Consider the following 22,278-nt stretch of genomic DNA (forward strand, 5'->3'; position numbering starts at 1 on the left):
GATTTGAAAAGATGACAAAAAACAAAAGAGCCAATCAATGACAAAATTAATGTTTAAAGTCGCATTACTGATAATGACCTGTTTGAGTGCTCATGCTTTTGCCAAAGCACAGGATAAAACCATAGATTCTTATAGCCAATGTGTTGACGAAACCATTCAAGAGCTAAAATTGGGTAATATCAACAATGCAGTGGTGGAAATCTGTAGTACCAGAACTAAAACCTTATATACCAAGCAGATTGTACAATTATTGGATCGGATTAAAAAACAGAGTCAGGAGTATAAGCAGCCTGAACGTTATAATGATATTATGAAATCGCAGCAACTCTGGAAAAATTTTGTGGATCAGGAATGTCGTAATGCGGGTGCCTATATCGGTTCACCAATGTATGAATTTTGTCCGATGCAAAAATATGCTGAGCGATTGGAACAGCTAAAAGAATATTTAAATTGATCAGCTTCCTTATTTAATCGTTTTAGTCATTATTTAAAACTGTAATTTAAATACATCTTAAGCTTGAGTAGGCGTATACTGCTGCATCGAATAAAACAACACGATTCCAGCAAGGTGCATTGTGAGCTTGACCCGATCAGACTGGCTAAATTTTCTAAAACCCAACTATAAAGTTCTACCTTTAAAAGAGAGGGGGCTTTCCGCGCTTGGTGCATTATGCGGCTTGGCGATTTCATCACTGATCAGCTGGTATGTGCTGGGTGGGATGAATGCATGGTATATCGCACCGATGGGCGCATCTTCGGTACTGTTATTTGCAGTACCCAATAGTCCTTTGGCACAACCATGGAATGTGATTGTCGGAAATACCTTGGCTGGGTTTATTGGTGTGGTTTGTACGCAATATCTACCCGACTTAACTGGTGCTTTTAGCGTTGCTGTCGGTTTGGCGATCTTCCTGATGATGACAACGGACTCCTTACATCCACCAAGTGGTGCGGTTGCGATTACCGCAGTATTAGGTGGGGATGCGGTGCATCGATTGGGCTTTCATTTCATCTTATATCCAGTGTTATTGAACTCTATTTTATTACTCGTATTTGCGGTGTTCTTTAATCGTTTGATTGGTCGACATTATCCACTCACAGCCCATGTGAATGAGCGTTCTAAAGATCCGACACCGACCCAGAAAGTTTCGATTCAACCCAAAGATATTGAATATGCCTTAGAGCATCACACGGAGCTGTTGGATATTAGCCAGTACGATTTAGAAAAAATTATTCTGGAAGCGCAATCGCATGCCAATGAACGCTTGGTGAATACATTCGTTTGTCAGGATATTATGAGTCGTGATGTGATTAAGCTACATGAGCATGATGACATTCATCAGGCCTTAGATAAGTTTAAGGCGGTGAATTTAATGAGTTTGCCAGTCGTGAATGCCGATGATCATTTGGTTGGGACTTTGGCCTTATATGAAGTAGTTGAATGGTTTAAGGGTGCAACAGATCCACGCAACTCTTGGCAGCATTATGTGCGACAAATCATGAGCCATACAGTCGTGACGGTCAGTCCTACGCAGCCGATTCAGGATTTGGTGCCTTACTTTGTCGAAAAGTCGTTTAACTATATTCCCGTGGTTGAAGAGCAACGCTTGATTGGGATAATCAGCCGTGCGGATATGATTGCAGCCTTGCAACAACAACTGAATCGTCAAGCCTAAATTTTAGCTAAAAAAAAGCTACGGTTGGATTAGGGGTAATTTCAACCGTAGCGACCAAAAAGGTAAAAGAGAATTAACGTTTTATGCTTTGGTCTTCATAAATCGTTTTTACAGGTTGGTTATAACCTTGCACATGATCAACACGGGCTTGCTGTTGTTTTGGAATCACCAACCATAAAATCAAATAGACCAAGATACCCGGGAAGGCTGCACTCATGAGTGAGATCACAACAAAGATCAGGCGTAATAAATTTGCGTTCCAACCAAACCGTTCCGCAATACCGCCCATCACACCAGCGATCATGCTTTGTTGGTTTGAGCGATATAAACCAGAGTTGGCCATCGAGTTTGTCTCCTTAAATTGATGAAACAGCAGTAAAAAATTAAATTATTTCAGTTTAGGATGCTGTTAATTAAGAAATAGGGTCGAACTGAATTTTTTAAAGTTTAAACAGATGGGAAATTAGTTAAGTTGTGTAAATCTTTGATGGAAAAACCAACAGCATCGCCTAAAATGCACCGAATTAAAGCATACTGCTTTGTCAATTTGCTATTTCAGTCCTATCGCATTGGCTATTACCCATTTGGGGAATAGACGAACATGGCAATGATCCCTATATTTTCCGAGGTTCGGGGTCTGTTTGTGAAACGCACGCGATAACGATATTGATGTTAGAGATTTATGAATATGCAGTTCAGGTTATTCTTACAGTATGTGAGTGTAGGAGTTCTATTGAGTCTTGGTTTGAGTGCTTGTGATAGCCATCATCCCGAGCCAATGAAGCAACAACAAGCCCAGATGCAATCGAGTCGTAATGCAAGTGAAGTGCTGACCGATGAACAGGAACCCGTTGCCTCTGATACACAAGGCTTGTCATTGACCCAAGTGGCTGGTCAAGCAACATTGCCATACTCTGCGGACCGTAAACATAATTTGAGTAAGCCTTCAGAAGCCGATTTGGTCTATGCGGGCCGTTATCATGCACGTATTCCTTGTAGTGATGCCTTTGCGGGCTGCGTCAATAATGAGAAAGAAGCGGAATATATTCTGAATTTAATGGCGGATGGCTCCGTATTTTGGACCAATACCAGTTTTAGCCGACTTGGTTCAGACCCGTCACGTAATATTGCCAAGATTGAGCAAACCTGTAAGCAGGTCCAGTGGCATGTGCATAAAGAACTGAATGAAATTATGATTCGTTGTGATGCTGCGGATGTCAATTTGTATTATCAAGTCAGTCCAAATCAGGACTTGGTGATGGATCTGGACAAGATCTGGAATGGCGATAATGGACGTAACCGTAAGTTCTTTAAAGAATATCCATTCCCAGAACAGGCCTATATATTTAAGAAAGTAGATTAAATCACCTATATTCAAAATAAAAAAAAGCGCATTCAGCGCTCTTTTTTATTTTAGTTCCGATTAGTAATCGAAGCTGAAATGTTCAGGTGCAAGTGAAGTCAAGGTGCGAGAGGTTGTCACCATTGATTCCGCATGGCCTTGTGCACGTGGTAATAGGCGGTCGAAGTAGAAATCTGCAACTTTGATTTTTGCTTTATAGAATTCAGGTGTTTCGCTACCGTTACCTGCTTCTAATTTCTCAGAAGCCACCACTGCTTGTTGTGCCCAGAAGTAAGCCATCATGACATAACCAGAGAACATCAAGAAATCAACTGAAGCTGAAGAAACGATGTCACGATCTTTACGTGCAGCAAGCATGATACGGACAGTTAGGGTATTCCATTGTGCGCAAAGCTTAGTTAAGTCCCAAGCAAAACGACGGAGATACTTGTTACGTGCGTGCGTTGCACAGAACTTCAAGATTTCAGCAGTGTAGTCACGAACCACTTTACCTTTTGAGCTTAACAGCACTTTACGGCCAATCAAGTCAAGTGCTTGAATACCCGTCGTGCCTTCATACAAGGTAGAGATACGTGCATCACGTGCGATTTGCTCCATACCCCATTCACGGATATAGCCATGGCCGCCGTAGACTTGCATACCGTGGTTGGCTGCTTCTAAGCCAAGCTCAGTCAAGAAACCTTTTAAGATCGGGGTATAAAAACCAAGTTTGTCATCATAAGCTTCATACGCTGCTTGATCGCCATTGACCAATGCATCTGTCATTTTGTCTGCAAGTTTAGCAGCATGATAGATCATCGAACGACCGCCTTCAGCAATCGCTTTTTGCGTCAATAACATACGGCGAACGTCAGCGTGGTGAATGATCGCATCACCTACACGCTCAGGCTCTTTCTTACCAGAAAGGGCACGCATAGACATACGGTCTTTTGCATATGGTAAAGCACCTTGGAATGAAAGTTCAGCGTGCGCAATACCTTGAACTGCTGTACCGATACGGGCAGTGTTCATAAAGGTAAACATTGCATGTAAACCTTTGTTGATTTCGCCGATCAAGTAACCCGTTGCATTGTCAAAGTTCAATACTGCAGTAGCAGAGGCTTTGATCCCCATCTTGTGTTCGATTGAACCACAAGAAACGGTATTACGCTCACCTACGCCACCATCCTCAGTCGGGATGAACTTAGGTACGATGAACAGCGAAATACCACGTGTACCTGCTGGTGCATCTGGAAGGCGAGCTAATACGATGTGAATAATGTTCTCGGTTAAATCGTGCTCACCCGCAGAGATGAAGATTTTAGTACCAGAGATTTTGTAGGTGCCATCAGCAGCAGGTTCTGCTTTAGTTTTAACTTGACCTAAGTCGGTACCACATTGAGGTTCAGTTAAGCACATTGTGCCAGACCAAGTCCCTTCAACCAGTTTAGGCATATAGGTATTTTTTTGCTCATCTGTACCAAACTGCATGATCGTGTTCATACAGCCTGTGCTCAAACCTGGGTACATGGTGAATGACCAGTTCGCCGTTCCCATCATTTCAGATTTGATCAGGTTTAAAGACATTGGCAAGCCTTGACCGCCAAACTCTTCTGGATAAGAAAGACCTTGCCAACCACCCATAACGAATTGGTCGTATGCTTCTTTAAAACCTTTTGGTGTAGTGACTTCGCCGTTGTTAAACGTACAGCCTTCTTCATCACCAGATTGATTCAATGGTGAAAGTACGTTTTCGCAATAATCTGCTGCACCTTCAAGAATCATATCAACTGTTTCAGCATCCGCATTTTGACCACTTGTCAAAGTTTGGTAATGTGCTGGATAATCTAACATTTCGTTCATTAAGAAACGAATATCACGGAGCGGGGCTTTATAAGCTGGCATAATCTTAATCCTGTATTTGAATCATTTTGGATTATCTGTTTCGATACTTTGATTATTCACAATGGTGATAAAAATACATTGATAATCACTTGGGAAAAGAATGTCAGAAAAGCGAATTTCCTTGAAGATAAGTTCTTAGAAAAACCACATTTCTGTTGGTGTCAAAACGGATATGAAATGTGAAAATTACTCAATTTTAGAATTGAAAATATAATGATATAAAGGTGTTTGGTAAAGCTATGCGTATAAAATATTTAACTTTATGCTTAATGGGTCTGAGTCTTTCTGCATGTTCACAACATGTCATTAAAACCAATACAGCTTCGACCAATCTGGAACAGAAAGCCATCAATAGTATGAATGCGATGTATGAATATCCGAGCTATGATTATCGCGGAAAATTTAATATTCATGTTGAACCGAGTCAACAGCATAGCAATACAAAAGCAGAAAATGCTGTTCTGGATACGGCATTGAAACAAAAAGTCGATCAATATTTACGAGATCAGAAGGTCAATTTAAACGCAAAACAAAAACAAGCGTTGTATGTGGCCTTGGCACAAGAACAAAAAAGCAATGGTCAGACCAAGGTAGATAAGTTTACCCAAATCATGGCCAATGTCCTCAATGACATGCAGTTTGAATATGATGGTTCAGTGCATTATCGCCAGAAAATGGGCTCATTTAACCTGACAGCACGTTATGAAAAGCCAACTTTGCTGGTACAAGCTAAAATACCGATGGTTGTTGATCTGAATAATTATAAATTTTATATCAACTATTTTGCCCTGATGCCGTATTTGGTCAATAAAGACAGTCAGAATAATCTGGCTTATTTAGATTTTTCTAAATATCAGGATATGTTCAAGCACGTGGATTACAAAAAATTTGCTGAATATACGAAAGCTTCTGGCGCCGTCTATTATCGTCTTGCAGATCAAAATAACCTTCAAGCCTTATCGGTTTCTTCTGCTGATCAAGCAGCAGGTGTGGTCGAGAAAATTCGTTTAAAAAGTTCAATTGAAGAACTGATTTTACAAGCCAATTTGTATAGCAAGGTCAATGAAAAATACTTCATGCAAAATGTTCTCAACATTAAGGAAGAGAATCTTGAGAAACTGATTGCCAATGAAGTTGATGCTGCAAGTAAATCAGAAAAAACAGCTTCATTATTGGATAAGAAAAATTCAGCGGATGATGCCAGTGTAGTCAGCCAAGAATTGTATCGCTTGGTGAATAAACACTTTGGTGTGGAGGATGAGGAAACTGAATATGATGCTGAAGCAGTAGATATGGATCAGGCCGAGGAAGATACGGCGTTAGCCGCAGCGGCGCGAGCAGTTGCAGCAGCGGCTGATGATCCAGAAGCATCTGAATATGCTGAAGTATCCGATGATTCAGAAGTATCCAAAGACGAACAGGCGGGTTTAACTGAGGAGCAATGTACAGCTCTGCAAAATACAGCAAAAACCACATATGGCGATGCACAGTATTGCCAAAGTATGTATGACATTGATGTCTTTGGTACGCAAGCTGAATCTGGTTTCTTGAGTTATATCACTAAATTACAAGCGGTCGAAAAACAGTTTGCTGCCTATGATCAAAATCAATTTATTGATGATCAGGCATTTAAGGCACTTTGGATCAAGCATCAAGCGGATATTGCAAAAGCATTGCCACCAGTTGAGAAACGAAATCCATTTACTATGGATATTGGTTTGGATGCCCAAGGGCGTGCGGTTAAATTAGACTATGATTTAAACTATGGCCTATCTGAGTTGAAGTCACGTTTTAGTGTCAAAGCCGATATGTTGATTTCAAATTATGGCAAAGCCACCCCAATTGATCAGGCACAATTGAAACGTGCGAAGAGTTGGTCAGAAGCAAGTAAAGGCTCGATGCTGGAACAAGCAGTGAACAGTTTCTCTGAGAAATTAGGTCAAGCAGGGGTTCAAGAACGTTCAGCAGAACCATATACCATGTCTTTGGAAGATCAACTCAAAGTAATTGCGGAACAACGCTATGATGCAACGCATGCTTATGACCAAACCTATAAAGCAGTATTCATTGCAAAATTAACAGAAAATGCACCACAAATTGTACAGCGTTATTCAAGTCAAGAGTTGCAAGAAATTGCCACTGTATATGCATACTGGTATGCCAATGAAGAGGTTTATAATCCAAAAGGGAAAGCGCTACAAGGCATAGAAGCCTTACAGAAGAAGCATCATCTTGAAAACGAAGACCAGTTTGATGATACATTGGGGCAAGCGGTGAATCGTATTGTACTAGATGCCGTACATGGCGATACAGATCGCCAAGCGTGGAAAAAGCTACAAGCGCAATATAAGCAACCACAGCAGTTATTTGCCAAGCAATATCAAATCCAGTTCGAACAAGAGAACGGCGCTTCAAGTGAGGAAAAAGTCTTACTTGGACAAACCGCAAATATCTTAGGGCATGTGTATGTAGATGCGCGTAAGAATAAACTGTCTGGGAAGTCGATTCAGTCTTTAAAAATCGAGCATAACGAATTTATTGATTATGAGATTTTTAAAGAGGTGTATCAGAAGATGCTGACCGTTAAATAATTTCTTTATCCTCAATAAAAAACCTGCAAAATGCAGGTTTTTTTATTTTGTATTTGGATAATTATAAAAAGTCTTTGAGTTCAGGTTTTACCCCATTCCAGATCGAAAATGCTTCAATGGCTTGACCCACTAGCATGCCAAAACCATCAGTAGACGGGATCTGGCGTTGTTTGGCCTGATCTAGAAAGCTTGAGGGTTTGCCATAGGCCATTTCATAAGCATGATGAAACACTAAGCTTTCAGGCAGTTGTAGCGTATCCCCAGTTAAACTTGCGGATGTTGCATTAATCACAAGATCAAACTCACCTGTCAATTGATCTAAGCCAATAGCTTTCAGCTCAGCTTGCGGGACTGCGTCCTTTAAATCGTCAACGAGTTGTTCAGCGCGGGCAAGGGTACGGTTGGCAATCACAATCTGTTGTGCACCTGCTTGTACCAAAGGGTAGATCACACCGCGGGTTGCGCCACCTGCGCCTAAAATTAAAATACGGCTATTTTCTAAGTTCCAATCCAATGCCTGAATTGCCGCAACCAAGCCTTGACCATCAGTATTATCGCCATAGAGCTTGCCATCCTGCATCCATAACGTATTGACAGCTTTGGCGATCTTGGCACGTTCAGTCAGTTGATCACACAACGCAAAAGCTTGCTCTTTAAACGGTACGGTGACATTCATACCGACGCCATTGTGCGCAAAGAAATCTTTGGCGACATTTTCAAAACCATCTAAGGGTGCAAGGATTTTTTTATAGTGTAGATCGACCCCAGTTTTTGCTGCGAATGCATGGTGGAGCTCAGGTGAGCGGGATTGTTCAATCGGATTTCCAATTACAGCAAATTGTTTGGTCATTGTGCGACGATCAACTGAAGAAAATAGCTGAAGTGTATAAAGTTATTGATTTGATCGCAATCAGATCATGGATACTTTGATGGCTTCAGCCAGCTTTTGGATATTGCGCCAAATTTCATCAGGTTGATGTGCCGCATAACCAAATAAGACTGCGCTTGGGGAATCGTCGGTTTGGCAATATCGAGAAAGGGGTTGAACCGCCAAATCAACCTTTAAGCAGTAAGCAATAAACTCTTGTTCCGTCCAATCTGGATTTAACCAACAGAGTAAATGTATTCCTGAGTCAGTTACTTGAATTGTTAAAATATCTGCGAGATAGGTTTGGATCGCACGAATTAATACCTGTTGACGCTCATAACATGCTTTACGTATTTTGCGGACATGCCTTGCGTAATGGCCTTCTTGGATAAAAAGGCTTAAAGCAACTTGTTCTAAATAAGAACATTGGCTGTCGATTTGCTTCTTTGCAAGACTAAATAGTTCGACTAATGCCTCTGGTATCACCATAAAGCCTAAGCGAAACTCAGGGAACATCATTTTAGAAAATGTTCCTGAGTAAATCACACGTTGCTGATGATCTAATCCTTGTAAGGCCTGAATAGCACGAGAGCCGTAACGAAACTCACTATTATAGTCATCTTCAAAAATCCATTTTTGCTGTTGCGTAGCCCATTCCAACAGCATTAAGCGGCGTTTTAAACTCAATGTACCGCCTAATGGAAAATGATGTGAGGGTGTTGTATAAATCAATTTACTTTGTGCATGATGTTGAACGATGTCTGGAATATTCATCCCTTCATCATCACTTAAAATGGGTTGTGTTTTTGCCCCAAAACTCTGGAAAACTGCTAAAGCTGCATCATAACCAGGTTCATCCATGCAGACCTGATCCTGCTTCTGCAATAAGGCGAAAGCGGTTAAATGGATCGCTTGTTGGGTTCCGTTCACAATCAAAATTTGTTGTGTTGTGCAATTCAAGCCGCGTGTTGAACGAACATAGTTACAAATTGCTTGTCGTAGAGCCAAGTAACCACGAGGGTCATGCGTTTGCCCCAATTGGTGGTATGACTGCCGCCAAGCTCGGCCCAGCAGTTTCTCCCAAAGTTGGTGTGGGAAAAGATCAACACATCCGACTCCTACATGAAAAACTCTTTTTTCTTGTGATGCTTGTTGTAATTGCCAAGTTTTAAGATGTTGGGCCAGATCTTGATTAATATCTAAGTTTTGAGCTGTTATTGAAGAATTAATAGGAGGTTGAGCTTGTGCTTGAATGAATTGGTCGGGGATGAGTGCACTGACATAGGTTCCAGAACTTGGTTTGGTGATGAGATAACCTTCATCCAATAAGCGCTCTAATGCTGCTAAAACCGAGTTACGAGAGATAGACATCATTTCTGCTAATGTGCGACTTGATGGAAGTTTTGTTCCAGCATGAAGCCTGCCATCTAAAATGGCGGTATGTAAGGCTGTGTATAAGGCGTCTTTAATGTTGCCTTGCGCTAAGACGAGATGAGGAAAATGGGCAGCAGATGAATTTTTCATTTCGAGTAAACTGGTACTGTCAAATAAATCAAAACTGTATCTTATAAACCATCCACAATCAAAACTACACTGCTAACTTCATTTCCAAGACCATAAAATTTAAGGAAAATTTCATGCAGTATCAAGACATCCACGTGACTCCTGTGCAACAAGATGACTATCAACAGTGGTTACCCTTTTGGCTGGCCTATCAGAATTTTTACAAGGTGGAACTGTCTAGCGCCGTTACACAAACCACATGGCAACGTTTCCTTGATCAAACTGAGCCCGTCTACTGTGCGGTTGCAAAACAAGGAGATCAGCTTTTAGGTTTTGTACATTACGTCATTCACCATTCAACTTGGGCGAAAAATAACTATTGTTATTTAGAAGATTTATTCGTTTCACCAGCACAAAGGGGGCAGTTGATCGGAAAGCGCTTAATCGAATATGTGCAGCAACAAGCGAGGGAACATCAGTGTGATCGCTTATACTGGCATACACAGGAAACGAATCATACGGCACAGAAACTCTATGACTGGATTGCAGAAAAGCCAGGGATTATTGAGTATCGGATGCATTTAGATTAAGAAAAAAGCCAAAGCAGATGGTTGCTTTGGCTTTTAGATGGTTAAGCATTCAAACCCAACCAATCTCTTGGTTTTAGATAATAATCGGTGAGTCGTTTTTCTGCTGAGTCTGCATCCCATTCCGGACGATACGACCAACCTGCAAGATTCGGCAAACTCACCAAGATCGATTCAATACGGCCACCAGTTTGTAAGCCAAACAAGGTACCACGGTCATAAACCAAGTTATATTCGACATAACGACCACGACGATACAGCTGGAACTCACGTTGAGCTTCAGTATATGGCTGTTCACGATGCTTTTCAAAAATTGGCAAAATCGCTGCTAAATAGCCATTACCTACAGCTTGCATGTATTTAAAGCAAGTTTCGAAATCCCATTGATTTAAATCATCAAAGAATAAACCGCCGACACCACGCTGCTCATCACGATGCTTTAAATAGAAATAGTCATCACACCATTGCTTATGTTCTGCATAAACCGTGTCACCAAAGGGCTGACATAAGTCATACGCAGTTTGATGCCAGTTGAGAACATCTTGCTCGTCAGGATAGAACGGGGTTAGGTCAAAGCCACCCCCAAACCACCACACTGGATCTTGGCCTTCAGGCTCAGCGACAAATAAGCGAACATTGGCATGCGAGGTTGGGATATTGGGATTTTTCGGGTGAATCACCAACGAGACACCTAAAGCTTGTGCTTTCGCGCCTGCAATTTGTGGATGACGTTCAGTCGCAGAAGCAGGTAGCTTGCTGATATTGATGTGGGAAAACATCACCCCACCTTTTTCAATCACTTCACCATTTTGCAAAACGCGAGAGCGACCACCGCCACCTTCGGTTCGCTGCCAATCATCAATGATAAACTCAGCGGTGCCACCGCCAGCACGTTCCTGTTGCTCTAGTCCTGCACAAATCCGTGCCTGTAGATCGAGTAAAAACTCACGAACACGTTGAATATCAGCTGAAGTTGGATGCTGCATGATGATCCTTTTAAAGTGATCTAGGAATTATTGATATCAAAACACAATTCCATAAGAAAAGTAAGGGATTTAGGTCATTTCTTTTTCAATTGCAGCCTGCAATTCGGTCATGACTTGTTTCCGTTTTTTTGTATAAATTACTGCACCGATAATGCCTAATATAGGTAATAAAATCAGTTTAATCATCACGCTGATTACAATGATTCCAACGACCCCTCCCCAAAACAGCTTGCCATAATGATCAGAGGCTAGCTGTCTAATCGCTTGATCATTCCGTTGAAATTTTTTTAAATTCAAATTATTGACGATCACATATGGACCACGATCTTTATTTTCAGGGATCACCCAAATCATTTGAATATGATGACCAATTCGTAAAGTCACATTCCAGTTGGATAAAGTAACATCGTGTTCTTGCCCTTGATCATCGATCAGGAAAAATTGATCGTGGATGGTGGTACTTGAGGTCACAGGTGCGTTACCACCTGTACCCTGATAAGTTGCACCACCACCACCATGCACATGCATTTCTCTTTGTTTATTGCTATCAATTACTTCACCTGTAAATTGATAAATACCGTAATTTTTACCTTGAATTGATACGGTGGTCATTTTTCCCTCATTATATTTTTGCTTTTAAAAAATTTAAATTATAAAAAACTAATATCAAAATAACATTAAAAGTCATCCTTTTTATAGAGATGATCCATACGCTCACGTTTGGTTTTTAAATACTGTTCATTAAATGGGTTTCGACCCACTGTCAATGGGACACGATCAACCACGTTGATGCCTAAATCCGTTAATGCTTTTAGTTTTAAAGGATTATTGGTGATTAATTTCACTTCTTTAACTTGAAGATGATCAAGCATAATGCTGCACATATCATAACGACGCGCATCGGCAGGTAGGTTTAATAACAGGTTCGCATCAACCGTATCATGCCCTTGATCTTGCAAGGCATAAGCACGGATTTTGTTGGTCAAACCGATACCACGGCCTTCTTGGCGTAAGTACAAAATCACGCCTTGACCCGCCTCATTAATTAAGCGTTGAGTGGCTTGGAGCTGGGGGCCACAATCACATTTCAGCGAGGCGAAAGCATCACCTGTCAAGCATTCTGAGTGGATACGCACGAGTACCGGCTGGTCTGGAGCCGTTTCTAAACCTTTGGAAAGCGCCACATGTTCTTCGCCCGTTTTAGGGTCTTGAAACACAGAAATATTGAAGTCACCAAAAGCGGTGGGAAGCTTTGATGTTGCAATAAATTCAATCGGCACAGAGAGCTCACTATGATAATAAAAACAGTTTGAGTATAGCCTAATGTATGAAGATTGCGTGAATTGGAATTTCTGATTTTTCACATAAGTTTTTCTTTTTCATACAAAGCACACAATAATGGTTGATAAACAGTGACATAATTCAGGATAATCTGCGGGCCAGTCATTAAGATTGACATGCAAATGTTCAGCACTGCATCATTTGCTCATGTGGCTGATTGAAGGTAGATCGTATTTAATTGTATGATTGCCCCCATTTAACCCAGCTTCGGATTTGCCAGGCTTAAAAAGGCTTTGCCACATTATGTTGTATACCGAAATTCCAACTCAACGTCCTGTTACGCCATTGTTAGATGGAATTGACCATCCACAACAATTACGTCAGCTCGAACAAAGCCAACTCGAACAAGTGGCGGATGAGTTACGTCAATATATTTTGTATGCAGCAGGACAAAGCGGTGGACACTTTGGTGCAAATTTAGGGGTGATCGAACTGACGGTTGCCTTGCATTATTGTTTTAACACGCCTGATGATCGTTTAGTCTGGGATGTCGGCCATCAAGCTTACCCACATAAAGTACTAACAGGTCGTCGTGAGCGGATCACCACGATTCGCAGTAAGGATGGTTTAGCTGCTTTTCCAGCACGTGATGAGTCTGCGTTCGATACTTTTGGCGTAGGGCATTCCTCAACTGCAATTTCAGCTGGTTTGGGTATGGCCTTGGCGCGTCGCTATCAAAAAGATCCATGTGATGTGGTGGCGATTGTTGGTGATGGTGCGATGACGGCAGGGATGGCTTTTGAAGCCATGAATGATGCGGTTGCACATGATGCCGATTTAATCGTAGTTTTAAATGACAACGATATGTCCATTTCTTGTAGTACCGGTGGTTTTGCCAAGCATTTGGCGGCGATTTGGGAAACAGGTCAATTGATTAATGTGAATGAGCAAGGGGAAGCCTATGTTCAGCCACATCCAAAGTGGACTTATAATTCGCGTTTACATCAATCTGCGACTGATGCCGCTGATAATTTATTTAAAGCGATTGGTTTTGATTATTTTGGACCATTTGATGGTCATGACGTGCAACAGCTGGCACAAGTTTTCCATGCGCTGAAAAAACGGAAAGGCCCACGTTTAGTTCATATTTATACAAAAAAAGGTAAAGGTTTCGCGCCTGCGGAAGCTGATCCAATTACCTATCACGCCATTACCAAGATTGCACCAGTGGTTGCTACCGCTGCAAAAACATCAACGGTAAAAGCGCCACCTAAATATTCAGACGTATTTGGGCAATGGCTGTGTGATGAAGCAGCACAAGACCAACGCTTATTGGCAATTACGCCAGCGATGTGTGAAGGCTCAGGCATGGTTAAATTTGCGCAGCAATATCCTGAGCGTTTCTTTGATGTGGCCATTGCAGAACAACATGCGGTGACTTTAGCGGCAGGTATGGCATGTGAAGGTTTAAAACCAGTTGTTGCGATTTATTCGACTTTCTTACAACGTGGCTATGATCAGCTGATCCACGACGTGGCACTGCAAAATCTCGATGTTACTTTTGGAATAGATCGTGCAGGTCTGGTCGGTGAAGATGGCCCAACCCATGCAGGTGCATATGATTATGCTTATATGCGTACTGTACCCAATATGGTGATCATGGCACCAAAAGACGAAAATGAATGTCGTCAAATGTTGCATACCGCTTACCTTTACCAAGGGCCAACAGCGGTACGTTATCCGCGTGGTGTCGGCACAGGCGTTGAAATTCAGCAGCAGATGACCACGATGGAAATAGGTAAAGCTGAAATCGTGGCTGAATTTAATTTGGATGCTGAACAGCAGATTAGTGTCCTTGCCTTTGGTAGTCGTGTTGCAGCCTCTATCGATGCTGCTGAACAGTTTGCACAAAAACATGCGGTTGCTGTGCGTGTGGTAAATATGCGCTTTGTGAAGCCGTTGGATGAACAAATACTGCGTGATTTAGCACCACGGACTGAACTTTTTGTGACTGTTGAAGAACATGCGGTGATGGCAGGCGCGGGCAGTGCCGTCAATGAATTTTTGGCCCAAGCACGTATTCTCAAGCCGATTTTGAATCTGGGCTTGCCAGATACGTTCTTACATCAAGCTACGCATCAACAGATGCTGCATGATTGTGGTTTAGATACTCAAGGAATCTTGGCTTCAATTGAGCAAGCTTGGTTTTCTCATCACTAAGTTGATGTAAAAGTTAGAATAATTTTTAGCAACATTTTTCCCCTAAAAGCGCTTATATTTGATAGAATATAGGGGCTTTTATGCATTATTCTTTGTCAAAATCTTCAAATTTGTAGTGGGTGTTCAATGGAACCTATGGTGGTTATGGCTGCGCGTGCGGCTCAAACAGTTGGTCAAGAGCTTTTAAAGGCTCATCAAAATCGTCATAAACTCGATTTACAAGTTGAAGAAAAAGGCATTGATGGCCCAGTAACGCGTGTTGATCGTTACTTGGAAGAATTGACAATTGAAACGCTTCGTAAAAGTTATAAAAACCACAGCTTCCTTGGTGAAGAGTTTGGTATGCAAGAAGGTAAAGGTCACGATGCAGATTGGTGCTGGGTGATTGATCCTTTAGATGGTACGCAAAACTTTATCAACGGCTTTCCGCATTTCTGTATTTCGATTGCTGTACAACATAAAGGTGTGACTCAACACGGTGTGATTTATGATCCAGTCCGTGATGAATTATTCTCTGCTAGCCGTGGTCGCGGTGCAGTGATGAATCAACGCCGTATTCGTGTCAATGTAAAAGATAGCTTGGAAAATACTTTCCTTGCAGTAGGTCATCCATATCGTGCAAAGCGTAATGGTGAAATTGTTTCTTATGCAGAACAACATTTCGCTTCATTATTGGCTGTAACTAAAGCAGGCGCACAAATCCGTCGCGGTGGATCTGCTGCATTAGATTTAGCTTATGTTGCTGCTGGTCGTTTTGATGGTTTCTTTGAGTTGGGCTTAAAACCGTGGGATATCGCTGCGGGTGAGTTGATTGTGAAAGAAGCAGGCGGTGTTGTGGCTGATGCGCGTGGTGGGAGTGAGTCATTTGACAATGGTCAAGTGCTTGCATGTTCGCTTAAAATGTTAAAACCATTAATGCAAGCGGTTGTTCCAGCTTGGGGCGATGCTGCAAAATAATTTGTAGATTTCAAAAAAAACCCTCAGTATTTGAGGGTTTTTTTACTTTTGGTTAGTGGAAGTTATGAAGATCATTTATGAGAATGAGCGATTTTATATAAAAACATCTCATGAAATACAGGAGGATAAAATTGAAGAACAAAATATTGATTTTTGGTTAACTGTGAATGGTAAGACATTTTCTGGAAGTGCGTTTACACTCGCTAATATTCAATATTTAATGACTAAAGATAGTAGAACAGGTGAGTCTGCTTTGGGTTCTTATTTTTGGTGCGCCGATATGTTGGTTGTTAAAGAAATGACGATTGAGTGTTTGGTAAGCACTATTGAAAATATATTAAATGATGAATCTTTAGATATAGGAAAAATTTTTACTCAAGTACCTAATTATTCTTAATCTTTTGTTTTTGCTGTGGCTTGGATACAAATATAAAGTGTGATGAAATTGAAAAAACCAATTAAAAAAGGTGACTTTTAAAATTATTCTGCTATAATCCGCCCACGCACTTAAATTCCAGTTCATTACCTGAACATTCAGTTCTATTCATATTAGCGCACGCTGTCCATAGAGAGGACCACATCTTGCGCCCAAATCGCTTAGCGATTCTTCAGGTTGAGGCAGTAATCAAGCGTGCGTTTAGTCCACATCGTCGTTATTCGGATCGCCGCTGAATTTCATCTATTTTCAGCTTGAGTCGCTTTGCCGCTTGTTGCCGATGTCTATTTTTTGTATTTATTAAAATGGAGCACCCACAAGGGTGAAACTCTCTATGAGCAAAACTTTTGCCGAATTTTCTTTGCACGAAACCTTACAACAAGCCCTAGAAGGTTTAGGTTTTACTACGCCAACTCCTGTGCAAGAACAAGCGATTCCAGCTGCGTTAGAAGGAAAAGATTTATTAGTTTCAAGCCAGACAGGTTCTGGTAAAACAGCAGCATTCTTACTTCCTACATTAAACGCGTTAGCGGGTGAAGAAACTTTTGTGCCATTTAAAGAGCGCATGAAAGCTGTTACCCAGCCAACAATTTTAGTTATCTCTCCTACACGTGAATTGGCTCAACAAGTTAGCCAAGACGCGATTGCATTTGTACGTCACATGAAAGGTGTTCGTATTGCTGCAATTATGGGTGGTATGCCTTTTGGTAAACAAATCCAACAGCTTAAAGGTGCACAAGTAGTTGTTGCGACTCCTGGTCGCTTACTTGATCTTGTAAACCGTCGTCAATTAAAACTTGATAAAGTTGAATCTTTAATCGTTGACGAAGCTGACCGTATGCTTGATCTTGGCTTTGCTGAAGATTTAGAAGCAATTGGTGAATTAGCTGCTAACCGTAACCAAACGTTGATGTTCTCTGCAACTTTTGCAGATCGTATTATCCGTCTTGCTGAGCGCATGATGAATGATCCACAACGTATTGCGATTGAAACAGGTCACAGCACCAACACTGATGTAACTCAAACATTACATTGGACGGATGGTTTTGAGCACAAGAAAAAATTACTTACGCATTGGTTATCTGACGAATCAGTAGATCAAGCTGTTGTATTCGCAAGCACGCAAGAAGATACCGATATGCTTGCTGAAGAATTAGCGGAAGCAGGTCACTCAGTTGTTGCGTTGCACGGTGCAATGCCACAAACAGTGCGTAACCGTCGTTTACGTAGCATTCGTGAAGGTCGTGCAAAAATCTTGGTTGCAACTGACGTAGCAGCACGTGGTTTAGACGTACCAACCATTTCTCACGTCATTAACTTCGGTTTACCGATGAAAAATGAAGACTATGTACACCGTATTGGTCGTACAGGTCGTGCTGGCCGTACAGGTCAGGCGGTAACTTTAGCGACTTACCGTGAGCGTGGTAAAATCCGTGCTTTAGAAGATTATTTAGATGCACGTTTGAATGTATCTGAAATCGAAGGTTTAGAGCCATCTCCACCTCCTGCGCGTTCAGGTCGTGATGGCGGTGGTCGTGGTCGCGGTGGTCGTGATGGCGGCGGTCGTGGTCGTGGTGGTTTCGGCGGTGGCCGTCGTTTTGAAGGCGAAGGTAACTTCAAACGTCGTGAAGGCGGTGATGATCGTCCACGTCGTAGCTTCGATGACAAACCTCGTGGTGAACGTCCATCATTTGGTGGTGAAGATCGTCCACGTCGCGAATTTAATTCAGATCGTCCACGCCGTGAAGGTGGTTTCGAAGACCGTCCACGTCGCGAGTTCAACTCTGATCGTCCACGCCGTGAAGGTGGTTTTGAAGACCGTCCACGTCGCGAGTTCAATTCAGATCGTCCACGCCGTGAAGGTGGTTTTGATGATCGTCCAAAGCGTAGCTTTGGTGGTGAAGACCGCCCACGTCGCGAGTTCAATTCTGATCGCCCACGTCGTGAAGGTGGTTTCAATGATAAGCCGCGTTTTGATTCGAATGATGACAACCGTGGTAACCGTGTAGACTACAAACCACGTCGTGAAGGTAGCTTCGGTGACCGTCCAAAACGTGATTTCGGTGATCGTCCACAACGTGAAGGTGGCTTCGGCGACCGTCCAAAGCGTAGCTTCGGTGATGATCGTCCAAAACGCAGTTTCGGTGGTGATGACCGTCCAAAGCGTAAGTTTGGTAGCGATGAGCGTCCAGTACGCGGTTCACGTGAAGAAACTTTCGGTGGCGACCGTCGTCGCAAAAACGATTTTTAATCGTTAAAAACCGATAAAAACAAGAAGCCAGTTGAAAAACTGGCTTTTTTATTTTGTGTTAGTCATGTAAAATTATAAAAATGTGTACTAATTCAAATTTTAAATAAGAAATGAATAGGGTTAAGCAAAATAAAAGTCTTTTGAGTCAAACTTGGTCTTTCATGTGTAGTGAAGGGCTGCCGTGTCTATTTGTCATTTTAATGCTCTGTAATGGCTTATTTTTTGCGTATGCATTGTTTGATACCAATCACTCTGATTCTTTTAATGCCAATTCTCAACATACCACCAGTCAAACTGTTTCAAAGAATAACTACATAAATTAAATAATCTTGATACATCGGTTATCAAAATAAAAACAAGCGTTTAATGTTTCAGTGTATAGTATGCGTGCATAAAAAGTGCAGGAATGAATGCCATTATGAATAACAACTCTCCTCTCGATACAGAAGCCTTAATTGAAGTTAAAAACTTGAGCTTTAGTCGAGGAGAACGCGTCATTTATGACGATATCAGTCTTAAAATTCGACGTGGTCAAATTACTGCAATTATGGGTCCTTCTGGTACAGGTAAGACCACCTTATTGCGCTTGATCGGCGGGCAATTGATTCCTGATCAGGGCGAAGTGCTGCTCGATGGTAAAAACATTGCGACCATGTCTCGCCACGAATTATTTGCTGCGCGTGCGCGTATGGGGATGTTATTTCAAAGTGGTGCCTTATTTACTGATATGTCGACCTACGAAAATGTCGCTTTCCCAATTCGTGCACATACCCAGCTTCCTGAACATATCATTGCTGAATTGGTGGGTTTAAAACTGGAGTCAGTGGGTTTACGTGGTGCTGAACAGTTAATGCCGTCTGAGCTGTCTGGTGGTATGAACCGTCGTGTTGCTTTGGCGCGTGCGATTGCTCTTGATCCTGAATTGATTATGTATGATGAGCCTTTCGCAGGCCAAGACCCGATTGTTATGGGGGTCTTAACTCGTCTCATTCGCTCACTCAGAGAAGCACTCGATTTAACAACGATTATTGTCTCGCATGATGTTGCAGAGACCTTGTCGATTGCAGATTATATTTATGTAGTTGCTGAAGGTAAAATTCAGGGTGAAGGCTCACCTGAACAATTAAAAAATCATGCCTCACCATTTGTACGCCAATTTTTAACAGGTTCAATAGAAGGACCTGTGGAATATCAATTTACACACCAAGCATATTTAGATAACGAGGTTCGTCCATGAATGCGATTGCCTGGTTAGGTAGACTCGTTATTGAGCGGATAAAGGGGATTGGTGCTGCGGCGCTGATGCTCTTACAAGTTTTATTTTCCATGCCATCGAAAGGCGGGTTTCAGCGCTTTATTTATCAGATGTATCGTGTCGGGGTCATGTCCCTGCTGATTATCGCGGTTTCAGGTTTGTTTATTGGTGCAGTACTGGGCTTGCAGATGTACAGCATTTTGGTGACCTTCGGTAGTGAAGCAATGCTAGGTACAGCAATTTCATTGACATTGCTTCGTGAACTGGCGTCTGTGGTTGCTGCATTGCTATTCGCGGGACGCGCGGGTTCAGCATTAACCGCTGAAATTGGTTCGATGAAACAGAGTGAACAACTTGCTAGCATGGAAATGATTGGCGTTGATCCACTCAGACAAATCGTCTCACCTCGTTTGTGGGCGGGGATTGTCAGCTTGCCAATGCTCACGGTGATTTTTGCAACCATTGGTATTATTGGCGGCAAAATGGTTGGTGTTGATTTCTTGGGAGCAGATGAAGGTTCATTCTGGGGAGGTATGCAAAGCAGCGTACAATTCTGGCATGACATTTTTAATGGCACCATCATCAAAAGCATTGTATTTGCTTTAGTTTGTACATGGGTAGCGGTCTATCAAGGTTATGCTTGTGATCCGACGCCAGAAGGTATCGCGACCGCAATGACGAGAACGGTTGTATATTCTTCACTTTGTGTATTAGGTTTTGATTTCGTGTTGACTGCGGTCATGTTCGGAGGGATTTAATGAAATCACGTACTAGTGAGCTGGCCGTAGGTATTTTTGTCATTATCTTCGGTATCGCTCTATTTTTTCTTGCGATGAAAGTCAGTGGTTTAGTCGGTACTAATTTACGTGATAGCTATAGCATGACAGCGCAGTTTGATAACGTAAATGGTTTAAAGGCACGTGCGAAAGTGACCATGAGTGGTGTGACAATTGGTCGTGTGGAGTCGATTACGCTTGATCCTGTGACACGTCTAGCAACAGTCAAATTTGATCTGGATGGTAAGTTGACGAGTTTTAACCCAGAGCAATTAAAAGAAGTGCAAAAGAATGCACTTGAAGAATTGCGCTATAGCTCTGATTATCAACAGGCTGATGCTGCGAAACAAAAAGAAATGGAACAGCAACTTATTGCAAACATGACCTCCATCACAACTTTGGATGAAGATGCTTATATTATGGTTGCAACCAATGGTCTTTTGGGTGAGAAATATTTGAAAGTTGTACCCGGTGGTGGTGTGAACTACTTAAAACGTGGTGACGTGGTTTCAAATACCCAAGGAACAATGGATTTAGAAGATTTAATCAGTAAGTTTATTACTGGCGGTGCTGGCAAAGCCACATCAAGCTCAACTGCGACAGAAAGTTCAGCTTCGCAGCCTGCTGCTGAAGCAGAACCGTCTTTTGTTGAGTAATTCAGGTTAGGAGATTGAAGTGAATACATTATTGAAACAAACTCTAACGGCAAGCGTATTATCAACTATGCTTGCAAGTGCGGCATTTGCAGCACCTACAGAGACCCCGCCTGATTTTGTGAAGCGTGTGGCTGATGGCTTGATTACACGTTTAAAAGCAGATAATGCAAAATTACAGAATAATCCAGCTTTGGTTCGTACCATTATTCGTCAAAACCTTGATCCATATGTAGACTCACAAGCGTTTACTCGCATTGTGTTGGGTACTTATGCAAATAATCAGTACACCACGGCTGCACAGCGTGCTCAGTTTGAACAGAATTTCCGTGCGGTTATTATTGAGAACTATGGCGGCGCTTTCGCGAAATATACCAACGAAAGCTACACCATGCGTCCGTTTAAATCGACCAACAGTAAAAACCCTGTGGTGACTTTAGACTTCTTGCATAATGGCGAAAAAATTCCAGTATCGTTCCAGTTAACCGACAAGGGCAATCAATGGAAGGTACGTAATATCAATGTGTCTGGTATTGACCTTGGTTTACAGTTCCGTAACCAGTTTGCTGCAACGGTTCAACGTAATGGTGGTGACATCAATAAAGCGATTGCAACATTTAAACCAGATGCAGATGCTGCTGTTAGCAAAAAATAAGGTGGTGGTGTGATTCAGTATATTGATCAGCAACTAATTGTTTCTAAAACGATTAATTTTGAAAATGCAGAGCAAATCTATCAGGCAGGTTTAAAGCATATTCAGCAACACAAGAGTTTTCCTTTGGTTGTGGATTTGGCCCAGCTTGAACAAGGTAATACTTTATCTTTGGCGGTTTTGGTGCAATGGTTGCGTCAAACCCCTGAGAATAAAGGGCTGCATTTTAAAAATGTGTCTGAGAAGATGCTGAAAATCATCCAAGCGTGCCATTTACAAGACGATTTGAAATTGATTTGATTGATCTGGCAGCGTAGAAAAAGAGAGCTATTTTTAGCT

General features: G+C 41.9%; 21 protein-coding genes. 14 read left to right on the top strand and 7 right to left on the bottom strand.

All coding sequences use genetic code 11. The features are described from left to right. Nucleotides 1–37: 37 nt before the first annotated feature. Together F957_RS18165 and F957_RS18160 are read left to right on the top strand one after the other, a co-directional pair. Nucleotides 38–454, top strand: a complete 417-nt coding sequence (locus tag F957_RS18165) for a lysozyme inhibitor LprI family protein (RefSeq protein ID WP_016660130.1) — start codon at nucleotides 38–40, stop codon at nucleotides 452–454. Nucleotides 455–575: 121 nt separating this feature from the next. Next, entirely contained in the window at nucleotides 576–1,676 is a 1,101-nt protein-coding gene (locus F957_RS18160; RefSeq protein WP_016660131.1) for an HPP family protein, read from the top strand. 73 nt (nucleotides 1,677–1,749) lie between these two features. Here the strand turns inward: F957_RS18160 and F957_RS18155 are convergent, their stop codons facing one another. Beyond that, nucleotides 1,750–2,019, bottom strand: a complete 270-nt coding sequence (locus tag F957_RS18155) for a PspC domain-containing protein (RefSeq protein WP_005276002.1) — start codon at nucleotides 2,017–2,019, stop codon at nucleotides 1,750–1,752. A gap of 345 nt (nucleotides 2,020–2,364) precedes the next feature. Here F957_RS18155 and F957_RS18150 point away from each other — a divergent pair, with 345 nt between their 5' ends. Next, nucleotides 2,365–3,039, top strand: a complete 675-nt coding sequence (locus F957_RS18150) for a hypothetical protein (protein ID WP_016660132.1) — start codon at nucleotides 2,365–2,367, stop codon at nucleotides 3,037–3,039. 60 nt (nucleotides 3,040–3,099) lie between these two features. On the opposite strand, the gene F957_RS18145 is transcribed toward F957_RS18150, so the two are convergent. Further along, entirely contained in the window at nucleotides 3,100–4,923 is a 1,824-nt protein-coding gene (locus F957_RS18145; RefSeq protein ID WP_016542800.1) for an acyl-CoA dehydrogenase C-terminal domain-containing protein, read from the bottom strand. Between the two features lie 239 nt (nucleotides 4,924–5,162). Between F957_RS18145 and F957_RS18140 the strand changes: the two genes are divergently transcribed. Further along, entirely contained in the window at nucleotides 5,163–7,514 is a 2,352-nt protein-coding gene (locus tag F957_RS18140; protein ID WP_016542801.1) for a hypothetical protein, read from the top strand. A 61-nt stretch (nucleotides 7,515–7,575) separates the two neighbouring features. Here F957_RS18140 and aroE read toward each other — a convergent pair whose 3' ends face one another. After that, nucleotides 7,576–8,364, bottom strand: a complete 789-nt coding sequence (gene aroE / locus F957_RS18135) for a shikimate dehydrogenase (RefSeq protein ID WP_016542802.1) — start codon at nucleotides 8,362–8,364, stop codon at nucleotides 7,576–7,578. Nucleotides 8,365–8,424: 60 nt separating this feature from the next. After that, on the bottom strand, nucleotides 8,425–9,906 hold the full coding sequence (gene pdxR, locus F957_RS18130) for a MocR-like pyridoxine biosynthesis transcription factor PdxR (RefSeq protein ID WP_016660133.1): 1,482 nt from the start codon (nucleotides 9,904–9,906) through the stop codon (nucleotides 8,425–8,427). 113 nt (nucleotides 9,907–10,019) lie between these two features. On the opposite strand from pdxR, the gene F957_RS18125 reads away from it, so the two are divergent. Further along, entirely contained in the window at nucleotides 10,020–10,475 is a 456-nt protein-coding gene (locus F957_RS18125; protein WP_016542804.1) for a GNAT family N-acetyltransferase, read from the top strand. Nucleotides 10,476–10,516: 41 nt separating this feature from the next. Here the strand turns inward: F957_RS18125 and hemF are convergent, their stop codons facing one another. The 3 genes from hemF to ribA form a co-directional block, all read right to left on the bottom strand. Continuing rightward, on the bottom strand, nucleotides 10,517–11,458 hold the full coding sequence (gene hemF / locus F957_RS18120) for an oxygen-dependent coproporphyrinogen oxidase (protein WP_016542805.1): 942 nt from the start codon (nucleotides 11,456–11,458) through the stop codon (nucleotides 10,517–10,519). Nucleotides 11,459–11,527: 69 nt separating this feature from the next. Continuing rightward, nucleotides 11,528–12,070, bottom strand: coding sequence for a hypothetical protein (locus F957_RS18115; RefSeq protein ID WP_016542806.1), 543 nt, complete (start codon nucleotides 12,068–12,070; stop codon nucleotides 11,528–11,530). A gap of 65 nt (nucleotides 12,071–12,135) precedes the next feature. Further along, nucleotides 12,136–12,738 (bottom strand): GTP cyclohydrolase II, encoded by a 603-nt coding sequence (gene ribA / locus F957_RS18110; protein WP_016542807.1) that lies wholly within the window; start codon nucleotides 12,736–12,738, stop codon nucleotides 12,136–12,138. Between the two features lie 304 nt (nucleotides 12,739–13,042). On the opposite strand from ribA, the gene dxs reads away from it, so the two are divergent. The 9 genes from dxs to F957_RS18065 all read left to right on the top strand — a co-directional run bounded on the left by dxs (nucleotide 13,043) and on the right by F957_RS18065 (nucleotide 22,239). Next, nucleotides 13,043–14,959, top strand: a complete 1,917-nt coding sequence (gene dxs / locus F957_RS18105) for a 1-deoxy-D-xylulose-5-phosphate synthase (RefSeq protein ID WP_016542809.1) — start codon at nucleotides 13,043–13,045, stop codon at nucleotides 14,957–14,959. A 126-nt stretch (nucleotides 14,960–15,085) separates the two neighbouring features. Further along, a complete protein-coding gene (locus F957_RS18100) occupies nucleotides 15,086–15,916 on the top strand; it encodes an inositol monophosphatase family protein (RefSeq protein ID WP_016660134.1) in 831 nt (276 codons plus the stop codon). A 64-nt stretch (nucleotides 15,917–15,980) separates the two neighbouring features. Further along, nucleotides 15,981–16,313 carry a hypothetical protein gene (locus F957_RS18095; protein WP_016660135.1) on the top strand — a complete coding sequence of 111 codons (333 nt, stop codon included), beginning with the start codon at nucleotides 15,981–15,983 and terminating at the stop codon, nucleotides 16,311–16,313. Nucleotides 16,314–16,686: 373 nt separating this feature from the next. Continuing rightward, the gene (locus tag F957_RS18090) at nucleotides 16,687–18,603 is read left to right on the top strand and encodes a DEAD/DEAH box helicase (protein WP_016542811.1); all 1,917 of its coding nucleotides are present in this window, start codon (nucleotides 16,687–16,689) and stop codon (nucleotides 18,601–18,603) included. A 418-nt stretch (nucleotides 18,604–19,021) separates the two neighbouring features. After that, a complete protein-coding gene (locus F957_RS18085) occupies nucleotides 19,022–19,840 on the top strand; it encodes an ABC transporter ATP-binding protein (RefSeq protein WP_016542813.1) in 819 nt (272 codons plus the stop codon). After that, nucleotides 19,837–20,616: a lipid asymmetry maintenance ABC transporter permease subunit MlaE gene (gene mlaE / locus F957_RS18080; protein ID WP_016542814.1), complete on the top strand. Its 780-nt coding sequence runs from the start codon at nucleotides 19,837–19,839 to the stop codon at nucleotides 20,614–20,616. Before F957_RS18085 ends, mlaE begins: the two co-directional genes overlap by 4 nt. Next, the gene (gene mlaD / locus F957_RS18075) at nucleotides 20,616–21,290 is read left to right on the top strand and encodes an outer membrane lipid asymmetry maintenance protein MlaD (RefSeq protein ID WP_016542815.1); all 675 of its coding nucleotides are present in this window, start codon (nucleotides 20,616–20,618) and stop codon (nucleotides 21,288–21,290) included. The genes mlaE and mlaD overlap by 1 nt, the downstream gene beginning before the upstream one ends. Nucleotides 21,291–21,309: 19 nt before the next feature. Next, nucleotides 21,310–21,942, top strand: coding sequence for an MlaC/ttg2D family ABC transporter substrate-binding protein (locus F957_RS18070; RefSeq protein WP_016542816.1), 633 nt, complete (start codon nucleotides 21,310–21,312; stop codon nucleotides 21,940–21,942). 9 nt (nucleotides 21,943–21,951) lie between these two features. Then, nucleotides 21,952–22,239, top strand: a complete 288-nt coding sequence (locus F957_RS18065) for an STAS domain-containing protein (RefSeq protein ID WP_016542817.1) — start codon at nucleotides 21,952–21,954, stop codon at nucleotides 22,237–22,239. The last annotated feature ends 39 nt before the right edge of the window (nucleotides 22,240–22,278 follow it).

The sequence above is a fragment of the Acinetobacter gyllenbergii CIP 110306 = MTCC 11365 genome (assembly GCF_000413855.1).
In the GTDB taxonomy this organism is placed as follows: Bacteria; Pseudomonadota; Gammaproteobacteria; order Pseudomonadales; family Moraxellaceae; genus Acinetobacter; species Acinetobacter gyllenbergii.